The sequence below is a fragment of the Streptomyces sp. NPDC005485 genome, assembly GCF_040606085.1.
Taxonomy (GTDB): domain Bacteria; phylum Actinomycetota; class Actinomycetes; order Streptomycetales; family Streptomycetaceae; genus Streptomyces.
Genome location: NZ_JBEXDZ010000020.1, coordinates 18,613 through 34,898, shown reverse-complemented (window position 1 = coordinate 34,898; position 16,286 = coordinate 18,613). Strand labels below are relative to the sequence as shown.

The window sequence follows — 16,286 nt, the reverse complement described above, 5'->3', positions numbered from 1 at the left end:
AAGGTGCGGATCATGACGCTTCTCGGACATGACCGCTACTGCGACGAGATCGAGCTTCAGGTGCGGCAGTTGAGGGCCGTGGTGGCCTCAGGCGCCGACCTGTCCACGACCGTGCCGACCTGCCCGGACTGGTCGTTGGAGGCGCTTGTGCGCCACACGGGCGGAGCCCTTCGCTGGGTCGAGTACATCGTCCGGACGCGGGCCCAGGAGCCCGTCCGCGACGAGGAGGTGCGGCGGGCCGGTGGGCCCGAGGCCAAGGGCGATGCCGCCGCGCTGGACGCCTGGCTCGCCGAGACCGGTGAGGTTCTGGTCGCCGCGCTGCGCGAGGCCGGGCCCGACACGGAGGTGTGGGCTTGGGCCGGCGTCCACAACACCGGCTTCTGGGCCCGCCGGATGACGCACGAGCTGGCGATCCACCGTGCCGACGCCGCACTGGCCGCCGGGCTGCCCTACGACATCGCGCCCGAGGTGGCCGCGGACGCGATCGACGAGTGGCTCCAGATCGTCGAGTACGTGCAGCGGACGGACCCGCACGACGCGGCGCGCGAGCTGACCGGCCCCGGCCGCAGCATCCACCTCCACGCCACCGACACCGCACCGGAGTTGAACGCCGAGTGGTGCGTCGAGCTCACCGAGAAGGGGGTCGAGTGGCGCCGCGGTCACGAGAAGGCGGCGGTCGCGCTGCGCGGCCCGCTGACCGCCGTACTGCTCGGCTTCTACCGCAGACTCCCGCTGGACAGCGCGGAGTTGGAGATCCTCGGCGAGCGCGAGCTGCTGGAGTTCTGGCTGGAACGCGCGACGTTCTGACAAGCGTGCGGCCCGCCCCCTGCACGCAGGGGGCGGGCCACGGCTTGGTACGACGTACGGGTGGGTCAGTTGGCCTTCGACGCGCCACGGCGGCGCATGCCGAGGAACACCGCGCCACCGCCGACCACGACGAGGGCACCGGCGATACCGGCGATCATGCCGGTGTTGGAGTTCGCACCGGTCTCGGCGAGGTTGGAGTCACCGGCCGCGGGGGACGGGGAGTTGTCGCCGGTCGTCGTGGCGGGAGCGGTGCTGCTCGACTCGGACGGGGTCTCCGAGGGCGAGGGCGTCTGGGAGGCCGAGGGGGTCTCCGACGGCTTCGGGGTCTCGGAAGGCGCCGGGGGCTTCGTCTCCGAACCCGAGCCCTTGCACGCCTCGGACGGCGTCGTCAGGTTCGGAGTGATGTCCTCGTTGACGATGTTGTTCTCGGCCTTGATGTGGACACGGTACTGGGCCTTCGGGGCCCATTCCTCGGAGAACGTGACGGTCGCGCCCTCGCGGGTGCCGGTGACCGTCTTCTCGCCGACGAGCTTCTCGTCGGCGCCGTTCGACTCGAGGTAGACCGAGATGGTGGCCTCCTTGCCGGAGGCGTCCGTGTCGGTGACGGTGATGGTGCCCTTCCCGTTGTCGTCGCAGCCGGCGACGGCGGAGAAGTCACGGATGTTGCAGGCCATTGCGTTGCCCGCGACGCCGAGCGCGAGCGCGGCAGTGGCGGAGGCAACACCGAGGATGCGCACAGAACGTGCGGTACGGCGAGATATGGACACGGTTGCCCTTCACAGGTTGCGCAACTGCGGGGGGTTAGGGGGTTCTGCCGGGTCAACAGTGCCCCCACGAGTCTCACAGGTTTATAAGTGCGGCCTAAGGGATGTCAATCCGTGGAGGCCGCACGGGCATTGGCTTTGCCTCGCCATTAACCGCCCAAGTGTTTGAGCGCCTCCGGAGCGTCATCGATGCGGTCCACCAGGGCGATCCGGGACTCCATCGGGCGCTCCCTGGCCAGGGATTGGAGCAGTGGCCAGGTCGGGTGCTTCTCGGTCCAGTGCGCCCGGTTCACGAGGACCATGGGCGTGGGCACGCCCCTCGACTCGTAGTAGTTCGGGGTCGCGTTGTCGAAGATCTCCTGGACGGTCCCGGCGGCGCCCGGCAGGAAGACGACACCCGCGTTCGAGCGGGCCAGCAGCCCGTCCTCGCGGGTGGCGTTGGCAAAGTACTTGGCGATGTGCGAGGCGAAGGCGTTCGGCGGCTCGTGGCCGTAGAACCAGGTCGGAATGCCGACCGAGGCGCCGCCCTTCGGCCAGCGGGACCGCACCTCGAAGGCGCACCGCGCCCAGTCGGTGACCGAGGGGGAGAACGACGGCGCCTTCGCGAGGAGCCCGCAGGCCTCCTCCAGCATGGCGTCGTCGTACGGCGCCGCGTACGCGCCCAGGTTCGCCGCCTCCATGGCGCCCGGACCGCCGCCGGTCGCCACCGTGAACCCGGCACGGGTCAGCTCCCGGCCGAGCCGTGCGGCACCGGCGTACGCCTCCGTCCCGCGCGCCATCGCGTGACCGCCCATGACGCCCACCACCCGGGTGTCGCGCAGGAGTTCGTCGAGGGCGTCGGAGATCGAGTCGTCGTGGACGGCACGCAGCATCGACGCGAAGATGTCGCGGTCGGCCCCGGTGCGCCCGAACCAGGCGTAGGCGAGCGCGTCCGGCGTCCGCTCGTACCCCTTGTCGAGATCGGCGAACAACTCGCCGGGTGTGTACAGGTGCCCGCGGTAGGGATCGAAGGGCAGATGCGGGACCGGCGGGAAGACCAGGGCGCCGTCGGCGCGGACCTTCACCGCCGCGTCCTCCCGCATCGGGCAGCCGAGGAAGACAGCCTCCGCGGTGGCCGTCGTCAGCAACTCCCTTGTACGGTCCGTCAGGTCGACGCCCTGTACGCGGTATCCGGCGAGGGTGCCGCGGGCCGAGACGGTCGCGTCGAACTCCTCGAGCGTCTCGATCTCGCGGTCGTCGTGGTGGGCCGCATGGGCCGGGCTCGTCTGCACCCGCCCATGCTAGGCAGGCGCTCTCAGCCCTGGACCGCCGCCGGGTCCATCCACACGACCTCCCAGGAGTGACCGTCGAGGTCGTCGAAGGAACGGCCGTACATGAAGCCCTCGTCCATGTTTCCCCCAGTGCCCGTGCCGCCCGCCGCGAGCGCCTTGTCGACGAGCTCGTCGACCTTCGCGCGGCTCTCGGCGCTCAGACACAGCAGCGCCTCGCTGGTCGTGGTCGGGTCCGCGATCTCCTTCTTCGTGAAGTCCGCGTAGCGCTGCTTGCTCAGCATCATCGCGACGATGGTGTCGCTGATCACGACACAGGCGCAGTCGTCCGTGGAGAACTGCGGGTTGATCGAGTAGCCGAGTTCCGTGAAGAACTTCTTCGAGGCGGCGACGTCGTTCACAGCCAGGTTCACGAAGATCATCTGCTGGTACATGCGAGGTCTCTCCCTGCGAGGTGGTGTGCCGTACGGAGGGGTAGACGGCCGGCCCACGCGAAACTCATCGCCCCGCGCGGACTTTCTCCGTACGCATGCTCAGCCGGCCAGCGGAATCGCCGCGAGTTCGGCGACCATCCAGGTCAGCGGGAGGAACACGGCGGCCAGCGCGCCCGCGCGCAGCAGTGCCGCGCTGCGCAGCACCGTCGCCGGGGCACCCAGCCGCAGCAGCGCGGCCGTGGTGTCCGCGCGTGCCTGCCGCGCCTCGACCGCCGCCGTCAGCAGCGTCGCGACGGCGCATCCGGCGACGAGCAGCCCGCCCAGGGTGGTGAGCGGCCCGAAGGAGGGGCGTGCGCCCGTGTACAGCGTCGCGACGGCGTACGCCCCGGAGGCCACCGCGCACACCACGCCCAGCGGACGTCCGATGCGCCGGGCCTCCTCCTGGAGGATGCGCCCGGCGAGCAGCCGTAGCGCTCCGGGGCGTACGGACTGCAGCAGCCGTCCGCACACATGGGTGATCGCGGGGCCGGCGAGGGCCAGACCGAGCGCGGTGAGGGCCCAGCCGGCGAGCACCCCGGCGGGTCCGCCCGCGAAACCGCCCGGCAGGGCGGGCCCGGCGGCCTGCCCGGAGCGGCTCGCGTACGTCTCCACGGCGAGACCGGCCGCGAGGACGGCGGTGCCCCAGGGGAGCCCGCCGGGGGCGGGGAGGGGCGGCGCGGGCTGCTGAGGGTCCAGCGGGCGGCCCGGCTGGTCGGCGTACGGGCCGGACTCGCTGCCGGCCTCGGCGCCCGTACGGGACGCCCCCCGCGCGCCGTGCCGTCCGCCGCGCCCCGGCTTGCCGCCCCGCGGCCGCAGCACCAGCGCGGCGGACACCGACGCGGCGAGCGGCACGAGGGTCAGCAGGGTCAGGGCGGCCGGCAGGGGGAGCGACTCGTTCGCGGCGAGGAAGTCGGCCGCGGCGCCGTCGAAGGGCATTCCCGTCAGGTCGCCGCGCAGATGCAGGAAGAAGAGCAGCGCGAGCATCGAGCCGAGCGTGCAGGACAGGGCGGTCGTCGTGGCGGAGACGGCCATCAGCCGTGCGGGGCCGAGCCCCACCGCCGCGAGCCCGGGGCGCGGCCGGGTCCCCGGGTCCGTCCGGGCGACGGCGACCGCGAAGTACACGGTGGCGGCGGCGGGCGCGACGCACCAGGCGAGCCGGAGTGCCGAGCCGCCGGAGTCGTCCGGGTGCGCCATCGCGTACCCCAGCGTGCACAGCAGCAGGAAGCCGGTGCCCGCCGCGGCGGCGGCGACCAGGAGCCGGCGCAGCTGGACGAGGGGGTGGGCGCCGCGGGCTAGACGGAGAGCGAGCACGCGGCCCGGCCTTCCGACTCGGTGACCGGGGGCAGGTGGACGGTCTTCACGCGCCGTCCGTCGAGCAGCGACACCGTGCGGTCGGCGAGGGCCGCCGTGTCCGCGTCGTGCGTGGCCAGCACCACGGTGATGCCGTGCGAGCGGGCGGCCGTGGTGAGGGTGCGCAGTACCTGGGCGCGGTCGGCGCGGTGCAGCGGGGCGGTGGGCTCGTCGGCGAAGAGCACGGTGGGGGCCGCGACGAGGGCGCGGGCGATGGCCACGCGCTGGCGCTCCGCCTGGAGCAGGGCGTGCGGACGCTTGCGGGCGCAGTCACCGATGTCGAGGCGCTCCAGCCACTCCAGGGCTGCGGTCTTGGCGCCCTTGCGTCCGTTGCCGCGCAGCATCAGGGGCAGGGCCGCGTTCTCCCAGGCGTTCAGCTCGGGGACCAGGACCGGCGCCGGATCGATCCAGCCGAAGCGGTCGCGGCGCAGCCGTTCGCGGGTGAGCGGGCCCATGGTGTGCACGGGTGTGCTGTTGAACCAGACCTCGCCCTGCTGTGGCAGGAGCTGTCCGGACAGGCACCGCAGGAGGGTCGTCTTGCCGCTGCCGCGCGGGCCGCCGACGGCGAGGATCTCGCCCTCGCGGACGCCGAGCGAGACGCCGCTGAGTGCGGGCGAGCCGTTGTGCTTGACGTGCAGGGCGCGTGCCCAGAGCACGTCGTTGTCCGGCGGGGCCACCATCGCGTACACCTCAAGTCAGATCTGATTTACCGAGCCGAGTCCCCCGGTCGGGGGAACGAAGGCAGGGCCGATCGGTCACTGGGCACGCTAGGGAGTCGGGGCCCGGAGGCCGGACAGCACACGGCCCCGGGGCCGCCATTCTCACTCGAACGGGCGGTACCGGGGCCGGTGTTGATCATCCAGAAGGAAGATCGGAGCTTCGGGAGGATCAGAGCTTCGTCCACGCCTCCGTCAGCACCTGACGGATGATCCCCTCGATCTCGTCGAAGGTGGACTGGTCGGAGATCAGCGGCGGCGACAGCTGGATGACCGGGTCACCGCGGTCGTCGGCGCGGCAGTAGAGGCCGTACTCGAAGAGCTTCTTGGAGACGAAGCCGTAGAGCACGCGCTCCGACTCCTCGTCCGTGAAGGTCTCCTTGGTGGCCTTGTCCTTGACCAGCTCGATGCCGTAGAAGAAGCCGTTGCCGCGGACGTCGCCGACGATCGGCAGGTCGTGCAGCTTCTGCAGGGTCTGCAGGAAGTTGGCCTCGTTGTCCAGGACGTGCTGGTTGAGGTTCTCGCGCTCGAAGATGTCGAGGTTGGTGATGGCCACGGCGGCGGAGACCGGGTGGCCGCCGAAGGTGTAGCCGTGCAGGAAGGTGTTGTCGCCCTTGTAGAACGGCTCGGCGATCCGGTCCGAGACGATGGCCGCGCCGATCGGGGAGTAGCCCGAGGTCATGCCCTTGGCGCAGGTGATGATGTCCGGGATGTAGCCGAACTTGTCGCAGGCGAACATCGTGCCGAGGCGGCCGAAGGCGCAGATGACCTCGTCGGAGACGAGCAGCACGTCGTACTGGTCGCAGATCTCGCGCACCCGCTGGAAGTAGCCGGGCGGCGGCGGGAAGCAGCCGCCGGCGTTCTGCACCGGCTCCAGGAAGACCGCGGCGACGGTCTCCGGGCCCTCGAAGAGGATCTCCTGCTCGATCTGGTCGGCGGCCCAGCGGCCGAAGGCCTCCGGGTCGTCGGCGTGGATCGAGGCGCGGTAGATGTTGGTGTTCGGCACCTTGTGCGCGCCCGGGACGAGCGGCTCGAAGGGGGCCTTCAGGGCGGGCAGGCCGGTGATCGACAGGGCGCCCTGCGGGGTGCCGTGGTAAGCGACCGCACGCGAGATGACCTTGTACTTCGTGTGGTTGCCGGTGAGCTTGTGGTACTGCTTCGCCAGCTTCCACGCGGTCTCGACGGCCTCGCCGCCACCCGTGGTGAAGAAGACCTTGTTGAGGTCGCCCGGCGCGTGGTGCGCGAGACGCTCGGCCAGCTCCACGGCCTTCGGGTGGGCGTACGACCACACGGGGAAGAAGGCCAGCTCCTGCGCCTGCTTGAAGGCGGTCTCGGCCAGCTCGGTGCGGCCGTGGCCCGCCTGGACCACGAACAGACCCGCGAGACCGTCGAGGTAGCGCTTGCCCTTGTCGTCGTAGATGTAAGTGCCCTCGCCACGAACGATCGTGGGGACGGGCGCGTTCTCGTACGAGGACATGCGGGTGAAGTGCATCCACAGGTGGTCGTACGCGGTTCGGCTGAGGTCCTTGGTGCTCACGGCTATCGGGTTCCCCACATGTAGGTCTGCTTCTTGAGCTTCAGATAGACGAAGCTCTCGGTGGAGCGCACGCCGGGCAGGGCCCGGATGCGTTTGTTGATGACGTCCAGCAGGTGGTCGTCGTCCTCGCAGACGATCTCGGCGAGGATGTCGAACGAGCCCGCGGTCATCACCACGTACTCGACTTCCGACATGGCCGTCAGCGCGTCCGCCACCGGGTCGAGGTCGCCCTCGACGTTGACGCCCACCATCGCCTGCCTGCGGAAACCCACGGTGAGCGGGTCCGTGACGGCGACGATCTGCATCACGCCCTGGTCGAGCAGCTTCTGCACGCGCTGGCGCACGGCGGCCTCGGAGAGACCGACGGCCTTGCCGATGGCGGCGTACGGACGGCGTCCGTCCTGCTGCAACTGCTCGATGATGGCGAGGGAGACGGCATCCAGCTGGGGAGTGCCGTTCCTGGACTCACGGGTGTCCCGTGCGTCCCTGGGGTCTGCGCTTCGACTGGCCACGGCCTCACTGTGCACGACGTCTCGACAGTTCCGCAAGGGCAGATCGATGAAATTCGTTGTTTACGTGACTCCCGTTTGCGGATTTCGCAGTTCTGATGGCGCCGGGGGTGTTGAAAACGTGGAGGCACCGATTAGGGTGGGTGTCTCAGCGTTTGGACACCTGAACTCCTGAACTCCCGAACTTTGGAGGCCCGGCAGTGAGCACCGAGCTGCGTCGTCTGCGCAACTACATCGACGGCGAATTCCGTGACGCCGCCGACGGACGGACCACCGAGGTGGTCAATCCCGCGATCGGCGAGGCGTACGCGACCGCGCCCCTGTCCGGGCAGGCGGACGTGGACGCCGCCATGGCGGCCGCCGCCGCGGCCTTCCCGGCCTGGCGCGACCAGACCCCCGCCGAGCGCCAGAAGGCCCTCCTCAAGATCGCGGACGCGTTCGAGGAGCGGGCCGAGGAGCTCATCGCGGCCGAGGTGGAGAACACGGGCAAGCCGATCGGGCTGACCCGGTCCGAGGAAATCCCGCCGATGGTGGACCAGATCCGCTTCTTCGCGGGCGCCGCCCGCATGCTCGAAGGCCGCTCGGCCGGCGAGTACATGGAGGGCATGACCTCCATCGTCCGCCGCGAGCCGATTGGCGTCTGCGCCCAGGTCGCGCCGTGGAACTACCCGATGATGATGGCCGTATGGAAGTTCGCCCCGGCGCTCGCCGCGGGCAACACGGTCGTCCTGAAGCCGTCGGACACCACCCCCGCCTCCACGGCCCTGATGGCCGACATCATCGGCGGCATCCTCCCCAAGGGCGTCTTCAACGTCATCTGCGGCGACCGTGACACCGGCCGCGCGATGGTCGAGCACCCGACCCCGGCGATGGCCTCCATCACGGGTTCGGTGCGCGCGGGCATGTCGGTCGCCGAGTCGGCGTCCAAGGACCTCAAGCGGGTCCACCTGGAGCTGGGCGGCAAGGCGCCGGTCGTCGTCTTCGAGGACACCGACATCGCCAAGGCCGTCGAGGACATCTCGGTCGCGGGCTTCTTCAACGCCGGCCAGGACTGTACGGCGGCCACGCGCGTGCTCGTCCAGGAGTCCATCCACGACGAGTTCGTGGCCGCGCTCGCCAAGGCCGCCGCGGACACGAAGACCGGGCAGCCGGACGACGAGGACGTGCTCTACGGCCCGCTGAACAACCCGAACCAGCTCAAGCAGGTCACCGGGTTCATCGAGCGCCTGCCGGCGCACGCCAAGGTCGAGTCGGGGGGCCACCGGGTCGGCGAGAAGGGCTACTTCTACGCCCCGACCGTCGTCTCCGGCCTGAAGCAGGACGACGAGATCATCCAGAACGAGGTCTTCGGCCCGGTCATCACCGTCCAGTCCTTCTCGGACGAGGCGCAGGCCATCGCCTGGGCGAACGGCGTCGACTACGCCCTCGCCTCCTCGGTGTGGACCAAGGACCACGGGCGCGCGATGCGGCTGTCGAAGTCCCTCGACTTCGGCTGCGTATGGATCAACACCCACATCCCGCTGGTCGCCGAGATGCCGCACGGCGGCTTCAAGAAGTCCGGCTACGGCAAGGACCTCTCGGGCTACGGCTTCGAGGACTACACGCGGATCAAGCACGTGATGACGTCGCTGGACGGCTGATCACACGAACTGCGCGGCCCCGTACGGGAGTTGATCCCGTACGGGGCCGCGGTGTTTCCCCCTTCGGGGTGGTCAGCCCTCCGCGATGTACGACACCTGCGCCGCCGTCAGCTCCAGCGCGGCCGCCCGCTGCCAGTCCGCCGTCTGATCCGGTCGGCGGGCCCCCACGATCGCGCCCGTGACACCCGGCCGGCCCACGGCCCAGGCGATCGCGACGGCGCCGACGGTCGTGCCGTGCGCCTCGGCGACCGTACGCAGCCGTTCGACCGTGTCCAGGTTGCCGTCGAGGTCGCGGGTGAAGTCGGGGTGCGTGCGGCGCCAGTCGGAGGGGTCGAGGGCCGCGACGCGCTCCCGGGTGAAGGAACCCGTCAGCAGACCGGAGTGCTGCGGGGAGTAGACGATCACGCCGGTGCCGTGGTCCGCGGCCCAGTCGATCTCCGGCTCGGCGGCGCGGTTGAGGACGGACAGCGGCGGCTGGATCGCGTCGACGGGCGCGATCCGCCGGGCGATCTCCAACTGCTCGGGACCGTGGTTCGAGAGCCCGATCGCCCGCACCTTGCCCTCGGTCCTCAGATCGGCCATGACCTGCCAGTACTCCTCCAGCGGGGTGACCTGGCCGCCACCGGCCCGGGCACCCTCGCCGTCCCAGTCCAGCGAAGCGCCCGTGTCCGGCCAGTGCACCTGGTACAGGTCGATCCGCTCCACGCCGAGCCGGCGCAGCGAGTCCTCGACCTCGCGCCGCACGCTGTCGGGCCGCATGATCCGGCTGGGCGCGGCCGCCGGGTTCTCCGGGTCCCAGACCAGGCCCGCCTTGGTGAAGACGTACGGCCGGTCCGCCTCGGGCAGCCCGGCCAGCGCCTTGCCGATCACCTCCTCGGAGTGCCCGAGGCCGTACACGGCCGCCGTGTCGATCCAGTTGACGCCCAGCCCGACCGCGTGGTGCACGGTCGCGATCGACTGCGCGTCGTCCTGCGTACCCCACGTGAAGCGCCAGCCGTCACCGCCGAAGGCCCAGCCGCCGAGGCCGATCGTGGAGAGGGACAGGCCGGTCGAGCCGAGGGAGCGCCGGGGAAGAGTCATCGTCGTACATCCGTCCATGAGTCGTTGGCGAGCATCGCCGATGACCACGACTCTGCGCTCGAAGCCAACGCCCCGACAGGCACGTCTGAACGGGGGGAAAGACTTGACCACCCTGGCGCGCCGCCCGCCGGGGATACTCGGACACATGACAGCGGTAGGGGAGCGGCGCGCCGAACTCAGTCAGTTCCTGCGGTCCCGGCGGGCCCGGCTGCGGCCGGACGACGTGGGGCTGGTCTCGTACGGGCAGCGCAGGGTGCCGGGGCTGCGCCGTGAGGAGCTGGCGCAGCTCGCGGGGGTCAGCGTCGAGTACTACGTACGTCTGGAGCAGGGCCGCAACCCGCATGTGTCGGACGGCGTGCTCGAAGCGGTGGGACGGGCGCTGCGCCTCGACGAGGCCGAGCAGGAGCACCTGCGCAACCTCGCCCGCCCCGACCGGGCGCTGCCGGCCCGCCCCCGCGGGGCCCGCGCGGCGCAGGGGGCCGCCGTACGGCCCGCGCTGCGCCGGCTGATCGACGCGCAGCCGGGGCCCGCTTACCTGTGCGGGCACGCCACCCAGGTGCCGGCCTGGAACCCCCTCGCGGCTGCCGTCTTCGGTGACTTCGGCCAACTGCCGCCGGACGAGCGGACGTTCGCGCACCTCGTCTTCCTCGACCCCGCCTACCGCGAGCTTTTCGCGGACAGTTGGCAGGCCAAGGCGGAGTCCACGGTCGCGTTTCTGCGGGTGGGCGCGGGACGGCACCAGGACGATCCCGTACTGACCGGGCTGATCGGCACGCTCGCGGTGAAGAGCGAGGAGTTCCGGGTGCTGTGGGCGCGCCAGGACGTGCGGGACAAGGGGCCCGGGCGGTACGGGCTGCGCCACCCGCTGGTCGGCGCGCTCGACCTCGACTTCGAGATCCTGCACACCACCGAGCCCGGCCAGGTCCTGGTCAGCTACCTCCCGGCGCCCGGCACGGGAGCGCAGGACGCGCTCGGGCTGCTCGCCAGCTGGAACGCGACGGCCGTGGACGCCGGGAGCGCGGGGGAGCGGCGTACGGGCTGATCGACAGGGTGTCGGGTCGGTGCGCCACCGCTCGACGCAGCGTCCATTGTCCGCGCGATGGGCGGGGCGGCATGCTGCCCGGGTGTCCCACACGTCGAAGTCCTCGCCGTCCCGTAGGTCCCTGCTGCGCGCGCTCGGCGGTGGTGCCGCCCTCGGCGCGCTCGCGGGCTGCGGCGTCCCCGCCGCCTATGTGTCACCGGGCGACCGGGCCGGAGCCGACCTCTCCGCCGCCGACAAGCGGCTGACCTGGGCGAACTGGCCGCTGTACATCGACACCGACGACGAGGACACGACGCGGCGGCCCACCCTGGACGCCTTCGAGAAGCGCACCGGGATCTCCGTCGACTACGTCGAGGAGATCAACGACAACGACGAGTTCTTCGGCAAGATCAGCCCGTCCCTCATGAACCACCAGCGGACGGGCCGCGACCTGATCGTCATCAGCGACTGGATGTGCGCCCGGTTCGTCCGGCTCGGCTGGGTCCAGGAGATGGACCGCAGCCGCCAGCCCAACGTCACCAAGTACCTCGACCCGCTGCTGCGTTCGCCCGCCTTCGACCCCGGGCGCAAGTCGACCGTGCCGTGGCAGTCGGGGATCACCGGCATCGCGTACAACCGACGGCGGGTCGGCCGCGAGATCAAGCATGTCTCCGACCTGTGGGCGGACGACCTGAAGGGCCGGGTCACCCTGCTCTCCGGCCTGGACGAGGCGTTCGCGCTGCTCATGCAGGGCAACGGCGTCGACATCACCAAGTGGAAGGCGGACGACTTCCACACCGTCTGCGACCAGGTCGAGAAGCGTGTGCACAGCGGTCACATCCGGCGCTTCACCGGCAACGACTACATCAAGGACCTGTCGAGCGGTGACGTACTCGCGTGCCAGGCGTACTCCGGCGACGTGATCCAGCTCCAGGCCGACGACCCCGACATCCGCTTCGTCGTCCCCGAGGAGGGCGCGGAGCTGTGGGCGGAGTCGCTGATGATCCCCGACCTGGCTCGCCACAAGGCCAACGCGGAGGAGCTCGTCGACCACTACTACCAGCCGGAGGTCGCCGCGGAGCTGGCCGCCTGGGTCAACTACGTCTGCCCCGTCCCCGCCGCCCAGGACGTCCTCGCCTCCTCCAAGGACAAGGACACCGCCGCCCTCGCCGAGGACCCGCTGATCTTCCCCGACTCCGCCATGCGGGAGCGCCTCGCGATCGCCCGCGACATCGCGTCCACGGAACGCACGGAGTTCGCCAAGCGGTGGAACGCGATCGCGGGGCTGTAGCGCCTTCAGTGGGTACGGGGGCAGGTTTTGAACACGTTCAACCAGGGCGTACGCTCCTGCCATGAGCGACAGTGGTGGTGACAGAGCCGCCCTTCTCAAGGGCATCCGTGTGTGGTTGGTCCTCTTCGTGGTCTGCCTGGTGCTGAGCGGGGCGACGGCCTTCCCTCTGGTGCACGAACTGCACTGGGCCGAGGACCTGTTGAGGTCCCTGTCCGTGCCGGAGCACCTGCCCGCCCTCATGGACTGGATCGAGCGCGTACGGCACGGGGTCGACGTCGCCGACGAGCAGTACCCCTTCCTGCTGTACGGCACGGACTGGCTGGCGTTCGCGCACCTCGTGATCGCCGTCGCCTTCTACGGGCCCTACCGCGACCCGGTCCGCAACATCTGGGTCGTCGAGTTCGCGATGATCGCCTGCGCCGGCATCGTCCCGCTCGCCCTGATCTGCGGACCGCTCCGCGGCATCCCCTTCTGGTGGTCGGTCATCGACATGTCCTTCGGGGTCCTCGGGGTGATCCCGCTGTACGTCGTCCGCACGAGGATCAAGCGGCTGGAGGCGCTCACCTCGGCTCCGCCGCCGCTCGCCGTGGCTACTTGAGGGCCGCCAGCGCGATCCGCTGGGCCACCGGGTTCATCGACTCGCCCTTCGCGTCGGTGGAGTTGACCGAGTAGACGAGGGTGCGGGAGAGGTCGCGGGTGGCCACCACGACCGCGCTGTAGCCGTAGCGGGCGCCCGACTTGAGCCAGTACACCTTGCCGCCGTACTCGAAGCGCTGGAGCCCGGCGCTCATGTCGGCGCCCTCGATGCCCGAGGGGACGGTGAACATCTCCTCCAGCTGCGGCTTGGGGACGATCTCGCCCCGGAAGAGGTGGGTGATCAGTCGCTCCAGGTCCGCGGTCGTGGAGATCATGTCGCCGGCCGCCCAGCGGTCCGCCTGGTTCCAGTCGGTGACGTCGACGAACTCCGTCGTGCCGTCCGCCTGCTTCACGGCCTGGTAGCCGTGGTTGTGCGGGCCGTGGATACGGGGGTCGGTCCCCGGGAAGTACGTGTGGTGCATCCCGGCGGGCCGGAGCACGCGCCGGGCGGCCTCGGAGGCGTACGAGTGGCCCGTGACCTTCTCGATCAGCATGCCGAGGATCGTGTAGTTGATGTTCAGGTAGTCCTGCTGCTCGCCCGGGTCGAACTCCGGGCCCTTGGCCACCGCCGACGCGACGACCTGCTTCGGGGTGAGCGTGTCGAAGCGGTGCGCGTACACGTCCTCGAAGGAGTCGCCGAAGCCGTCGCCCGCCTGGATCCCGCTCGTGTGGTTCAGCAACTGCCGTACGGTGATCGGCTTGAAGGCGGGCGACAGCAGCCCGGGGAGGTACTTCTGCACGGGGGCGCCGAGGTCGATCCTGTCCTCGGCCGCGAGGTCCAGCACCACCGCCGCCGTGACCACCTTCGTGGTCGAACCGGCACGGAAGCGCGCGTTCGGGTCCGCCTTGCGGCGGCTTTCCAGATCGTGCACCCCGGCGCTCCCTCGCCACGTGCCGTCGCTGCCACCGACCCGTACGAGCGCGGCCGTCGCGTCGGAGTCCGGCAGCCCGGCGAGCGCGGCGCGCAGGGCCGCGGCGTCCGGGCCGGCAGCCGCGGAGTGCGCGGCCGCGACCGCGGCGGGGGACGAGGCAAAGGCGGGGGCGGCCAGCGGTCCGGCCGTCAGGCCCAGGACGAGGGCGGCGGCCACGGCGGTGAGGGTTCGGCTGCGAACAGGCATGCGGCTGCTCCTGAGTGGTGTTGGAAGGGGTCTGCAGGCGTCTGGTGATCATCCTGTGGCCGCCCGCCGCCTCGCGGATCGTCGCCGAGGAGGGCACCGCCCCTGGTATCCGCCCGGAGCAACACCCGCTGTGCACAAGGGTGTTGTGCGGGTTCACCCCTAGGGCGGGCGCGGCGAAAGTTTCGGCGCCGGAAAAGTGTTATCGCGGAAGGCGTCCTTCCGTCTCCATATGCGGAGGCGGGGCGCAGGCCCCTGCGGCCTTACCCGGCCGGTGTGATCTCCGACATAGGGAGCGGGCAGGCGAAGCCGCGGCTGAGAGGGTGCGGGGAAGACCGGCGGCAGGTCGGTGACATCGAAAGGTGCGAGGTACGTACGTGGACGGGCGGCAGTGGCGCTCCACCATCGCGGCGGCGCAGCACGGTGACCGGCGGGCACTGGACGAGCTGGTCGCGGGCTGGCTCCCCCTCGTCTACAACATCGTCGGCCGTGCCCTGAACGGTCACGCGGACGTCGACGACGTCGTGCAGGAGACCATGCTGCGCGCCGTCGACAACCTCGGCTCGCTGCGCGACCCGGACAGCTTCCGGTCCTGGCTGGTCGCCATCGCCATGCGCCAGATACGCGACCGGGCGCGCCGCCGCACGTCCGAGACGCTGGACGACGGCGCGGGCGACCAGGCCGCCGACTTCGCCGAACTGACCGTGCTGCGGCTCCAGTTGGAGGGGCAGCGACGCGAGGTCGCGGAAGCCGTGCGCTGGCTCGACGACGAGGACCGCCAACTGCTCTCGCTGTGGTGGCTGGAGGTCGCGGGCGAGCTCACCCGGCGCGAACTGGCCGCGGCCGTCGGGATCAGCCGCCAGCACGCCGCTGTCCGCGTCCAGCGCATGAAGGCCCGTCTGGAGGCCGCGCGCGGCATCGTGCGCGCCCTCGACTCCTCCTGCCCGGACATGCGCGGGGTGACCGCCCGCTGGGACGGACGGCCCGACTCGGTGTGGCGCAAGCGGCTCGCCCGGCACATCAGGGGCTGCGCCCACTGCTCGGGGCCCGCCGAGACCGTCGTACCCGCCGAACGGCTCCTCGTCGGCATCGCCCTCGTTCCGATACCCGTCGGCTTCACGCTGTCCCTGGCGCTCGGCGGCAAGACGGCGGCGGCCGTCGCCGCGGCGGTGCCGGTCGGCTGGTCGGCGAAGGTGCTCGGCGTGCTGAGCAAGCCCGCCGTCGCGGTGACGGCGGGCGCGACCCTCGCGGCCGGCGGGGTGTACGTCGTGACGCAGGTGCCGGACGCCCCGCCGCCGCGGGCCCTCGCACCGACGGCCGCGAGCACGGCCCGTCCGCCGGCCCGGAACACGGCCGCCCCGGCGAGCCCGTCGCACTCGACCTCCCCGTCCGCCACTCCTTCGCCTTCCGCGTCCGCCGGCACCCGCGTCCAGCCGTACGGCACCGTCGTCGACGCCGTCGACCCGGCCCCGGACCCCCGCGCGCGGCCCGCCGCGCTGCCGCACCGGCCCGAGTCCGGGCTCACCAGCAGCGGCGGCGCGCACGCCGTGATGAACCACCGCGGGGACAACGTGGTGCTCAAGGGCCAGGGCTATGTCCTGGTCCGCTGGCAGATCTCCCCGAAGTACCGGGCCGGAGCGCTGGCCATGCCGAGCTGGACCGGACTGCAGGGCAAGCTCTTCCATGTGGCGTCGGGCGGCGGCCGCCGGATGGACGACACCTTCCCGGACAGCGGCGACGGCTACACGTCCGGCATGGGCGGGCCCGACATCGGCTACGCCGTACCGCCGGCCGGCACCCAGCAGATGTGGCAGAACGAGTACTTCTACCTCGACGGCGCGGTCACCCTCACCGTGAACGAGCGCGGCGCCGACTACGGCCTCAGCGTCTTCCCGTCGAGCCGGGACGCGGTCGAGGCGGACGTCACCACCGGCCCGGCCCAGGGCGCGATCCGCTACGGCCTCGTCCGCGACACCGGCAAGGACACGGCCCCGGTACCGCAGTACGTGACCCGCACGAGCCCGGCCGATCCGGCGACGGTCGCGCAGCACTCCCGCGTCTAGCGTTTCTCCGCCGCCG

Annotated in this window: 15 protein-coding genes; 6 read left to right on the top strand and 9 right to left on the bottom strand. The window is 71.2% G+C overall.

Annotation, left to right across the window (positions count from 1 at the left end; translation table 11 throughout):
* The first annotated feature begins 12 nt into the window (after positions 1 to 12).
* Positions 13 to 807, top strand: coding sequence for a maleylpyruvate isomerase family mycothiol-dependent enzyme (locus ABZS97_RS09840; protein ID WP_356135601.1), 795 nt, complete (start codon positions 13 to 15; stop codon positions 805 to 807).
* A gap of 65 nt (positions 808 to 872) precedes the next feature.
* Here ABZS97_RS09840 and ABZS97_RS09835 read toward each other — a convergent pair whose 3' ends face one another.
* From ABZS97_RS09835 to ABZS97_RS09805, 7 genes are all read right to left on the bottom strand, one after another.
* On the bottom strand, positions 873 to 1,544 hold the full coding sequence (locus ABZS97_RS09835; RefSeq protein WP_356135599.1) for an LAETG motif-containing sortase-dependent surface protein: 672 nt from the start codon (positions 1,542 to 1,544) through the stop codon (positions 873 to 875).
* A 176-nt stretch (positions 1,545 to 1,720) separates the two neighbouring features.
* A complete protein-coding gene (locus ABZS97_RS09830; protein ID WP_356135597.1) occupies positions 1,721 to 2,842 on the bottom strand; it encodes a Rossmann fold nucleotide-binding protein in 1,122 nt (373 codons plus the stop codon).
* A 23-nt stretch (positions 2,843 to 2,865) separates the two neighbouring features.
* Positions 2,866 to 3,273 carry a VOC family protein gene (locus ABZS97_RS09825; protein ID WP_356135595.1) on the bottom strand — a complete coding sequence of 136 codons (408 nt, stop codon included), beginning with the start codon at positions 3,271 to 3,273 and terminating at the stop codon, positions 2,866 to 2,868.
* Between the two features lie 99 nt (positions 3,274 to 3,372).
* Positions 3,373 to 4,623, bottom strand: a complete 1,251-nt coding sequence (locus ABZS97_RS09820; RefSeq protein WP_356135593.1) for a hypothetical protein — start codon at positions 4,621 to 4,623, stop codon at positions 3,373 to 3,375.
* Positions 4,605 to 5,342, bottom strand: a complete 738-nt coding sequence (locus ABZS97_RS09815) for an ATP-binding cassette domain-containing protein (protein ID WP_356135591.1) — start codon at positions 5,340 to 5,342, stop codon at positions 4,605 to 4,607. The genes ABZS97_RS09820 and ABZS97_RS09815 overlap by 19 nt, the downstream gene beginning before the upstream one ends.
* Positions 5,343 to 5,550: 208 nt before the next feature.
* Entirely contained in the window at positions 5,551 to 6,933 is a 1,383-nt protein-coding gene (locus ABZS97_RS09810; RefSeq protein ID WP_356135589.1) for an aspartate aminotransferase family protein, read from the bottom strand.
* Positions 6,918 to 7,442 (bottom strand): Lrp/AsnC family transcriptional regulator, encoded by a 525-nt coding sequence (locus ABZS97_RS09805; RefSeq protein ID WP_356135587.1) that lies wholly within the window; start codon positions 7,440 to 7,442, stop codon positions 6,918 to 6,920. The genes ABZS97_RS09810 and ABZS97_RS09805 overlap by 16 nt, the downstream gene beginning before the upstream one ends.
* A gap of 182 nt (positions 7,443 to 7,624) precedes the next feature.
* Here ABZS97_RS09805 and ABZS97_RS09800 point away from each other — a divergent pair, with 182 nt between their 5' ends.
* Positions 7,625 to 9,064 carry a gamma-aminobutyraldehyde dehydrogenase gene (locus ABZS97_RS09800; RefSeq protein WP_356135585.1) on the top strand — a complete coding sequence of 480 codons (1,440 nt, stop codon included), beginning with the start codon at positions 7,625 to 7,627 and terminating at the stop codon, positions 9,062 to 9,064.
* Positions 9,065 to 9,136: 72 nt separating this feature from the next.
* On the opposite strand, the gene ABZS97_RS09795 is transcribed toward ABZS97_RS09800, so the two are convergent.
* A complete protein-coding gene (locus tag ABZS97_RS09795; RefSeq protein ID WP_356135583.1) occupies positions 9,137 to 10,144 on the bottom strand; it encodes an aldo/keto reductase in 1,008 nt (335 codons plus the stop codon).
* Between the two features lie 145 nt (positions 10,145 to 10,289).
* Between ABZS97_RS09795 and ABZS97_RS09790 the strand changes: the two genes are divergently transcribed.
* From ABZS97_RS09790 to ABZS97_RS09780, 3 genes are all read left to right on the top strand, one after another.
* Positions 10,290 to 11,186 carry a helix-turn-helix transcriptional regulator gene (locus tag ABZS97_RS09790; protein ID WP_356135581.1) on the top strand — a complete coding sequence of 299 codons (897 nt, stop codon included), beginning with the start codon at positions 10,290 to 10,292 and terminating at the stop codon, positions 11,184 to 11,186.
* An 82-nt stretch (positions 11,187 to 11,268) separates the two neighbouring features.
* A complete protein-coding gene (locus ABZS97_RS09785) occupies positions 11,269 to 12,456 on the top strand; it encodes a spermidine/putrescine ABC transporter substrate-binding protein (protein ID WP_356135579.1) in 1,188 nt (395 codons plus the stop codon).
* A gap of 61 nt (positions 12,457 to 12,517) precedes the next feature.
* A complete protein-coding gene (locus tag ABZS97_RS09780; RefSeq protein ID WP_356135576.1) occupies positions 12,518 to 13,054 on the top strand; it encodes a hypothetical protein in 537 nt (178 codons plus the stop codon).
* Here the strand turns inward: ABZS97_RS09780 and ABZS97_RS09775 are convergent.
* The gene (locus tag ABZS97_RS09775; RefSeq protein WP_356135574.1) at positions 13,047 to 14,210 is read right to left on the bottom strand and encodes a serine hydrolase domain-containing protein; all 1,164 of its coding nucleotides are present in this window, start codon (positions 14,208 to 14,210) and stop codon (positions 13,047 to 13,049) included. The two genes, ABZS97_RS09780 and ABZS97_RS09775, sit on opposite strands and share 8 nt — an antisense overlap.
* 374 nt (positions 14,211 to 14,584) lie before the next feature.
* Here ABZS97_RS09775 and ABZS97_RS09770 point away from each other — a divergent pair, with 374 nt between their 5' ends.
* The gene (locus ABZS97_RS09770; RefSeq protein WP_356135673.1) at positions 14,585 to 16,270 is read left to right on the top strand and encodes a sigma-70 family RNA polymerase sigma factor; all 1,686 of its coding nucleotides are present in this window, start codon (positions 14,585 to 14,587) and stop codon (positions 16,268 to 16,270) included.
* Positions 16,271 to 16,286: the final 16 nt, after the last annotated feature.

What these genes read in the sequence shown, in the direction of transcription:
- ABZS97_RS09825 (WP_356135595.1), bottom strand. Translation starts at nt 3,273, where the DNA reads ATGTACCAGCAGATGATCTTCGTGAACCTGGCTGTGAACGACGTCGCC.
- ABZS97_RS09780 (WP_356135576.1), top strand. Translation starts at nt 12,518, where the DNA reads ATGAGCGACAGTGGTGGTGACAGAGCCGCCCTTCTCAAGGGCATCCGT.
- ABZS97_RS09795 (WP_356135583.1), bottom strand. Translation starts at nt 10,144, where the DNA reads ATGACTCTTCCCCGGCGCTCCCTCGGCTCGACCGGCCTGTCCCTCTCC.
- ABZS97_RS09840 (WP_356135601.1), top strand. Translation starts at nt 13, where the DNA reads ATGACGCTTCTCGGACATGACCGCTACTGCGACGAGATCGAGCTTCAG.
- ABZS97_RS09790 (WP_356135581.1), top strand. Translation starts at nt 10,290, where the DNA reads ATGACAGCGGTAGGGGAGCGGCGCGCCGAACTCAGTCAGTTCCTGCGG.
- ABZS97_RS09775 (WP_356135574.1), bottom strand. Translation starts at nt 14,210, where the DNA reads ATGCCTGTTCGCAGCCGAACCCTCACCGCCGTGGCCGCCGCCCTCGTC.
- ABZS97_RS09815 (WP_356135591.1), bottom strand. Translation starts at nt 5,342, where the DNA reads ATGGTGGCCCCGCCGGACAACGACGTGCTCTGGGCACGCGCCCTGCAC.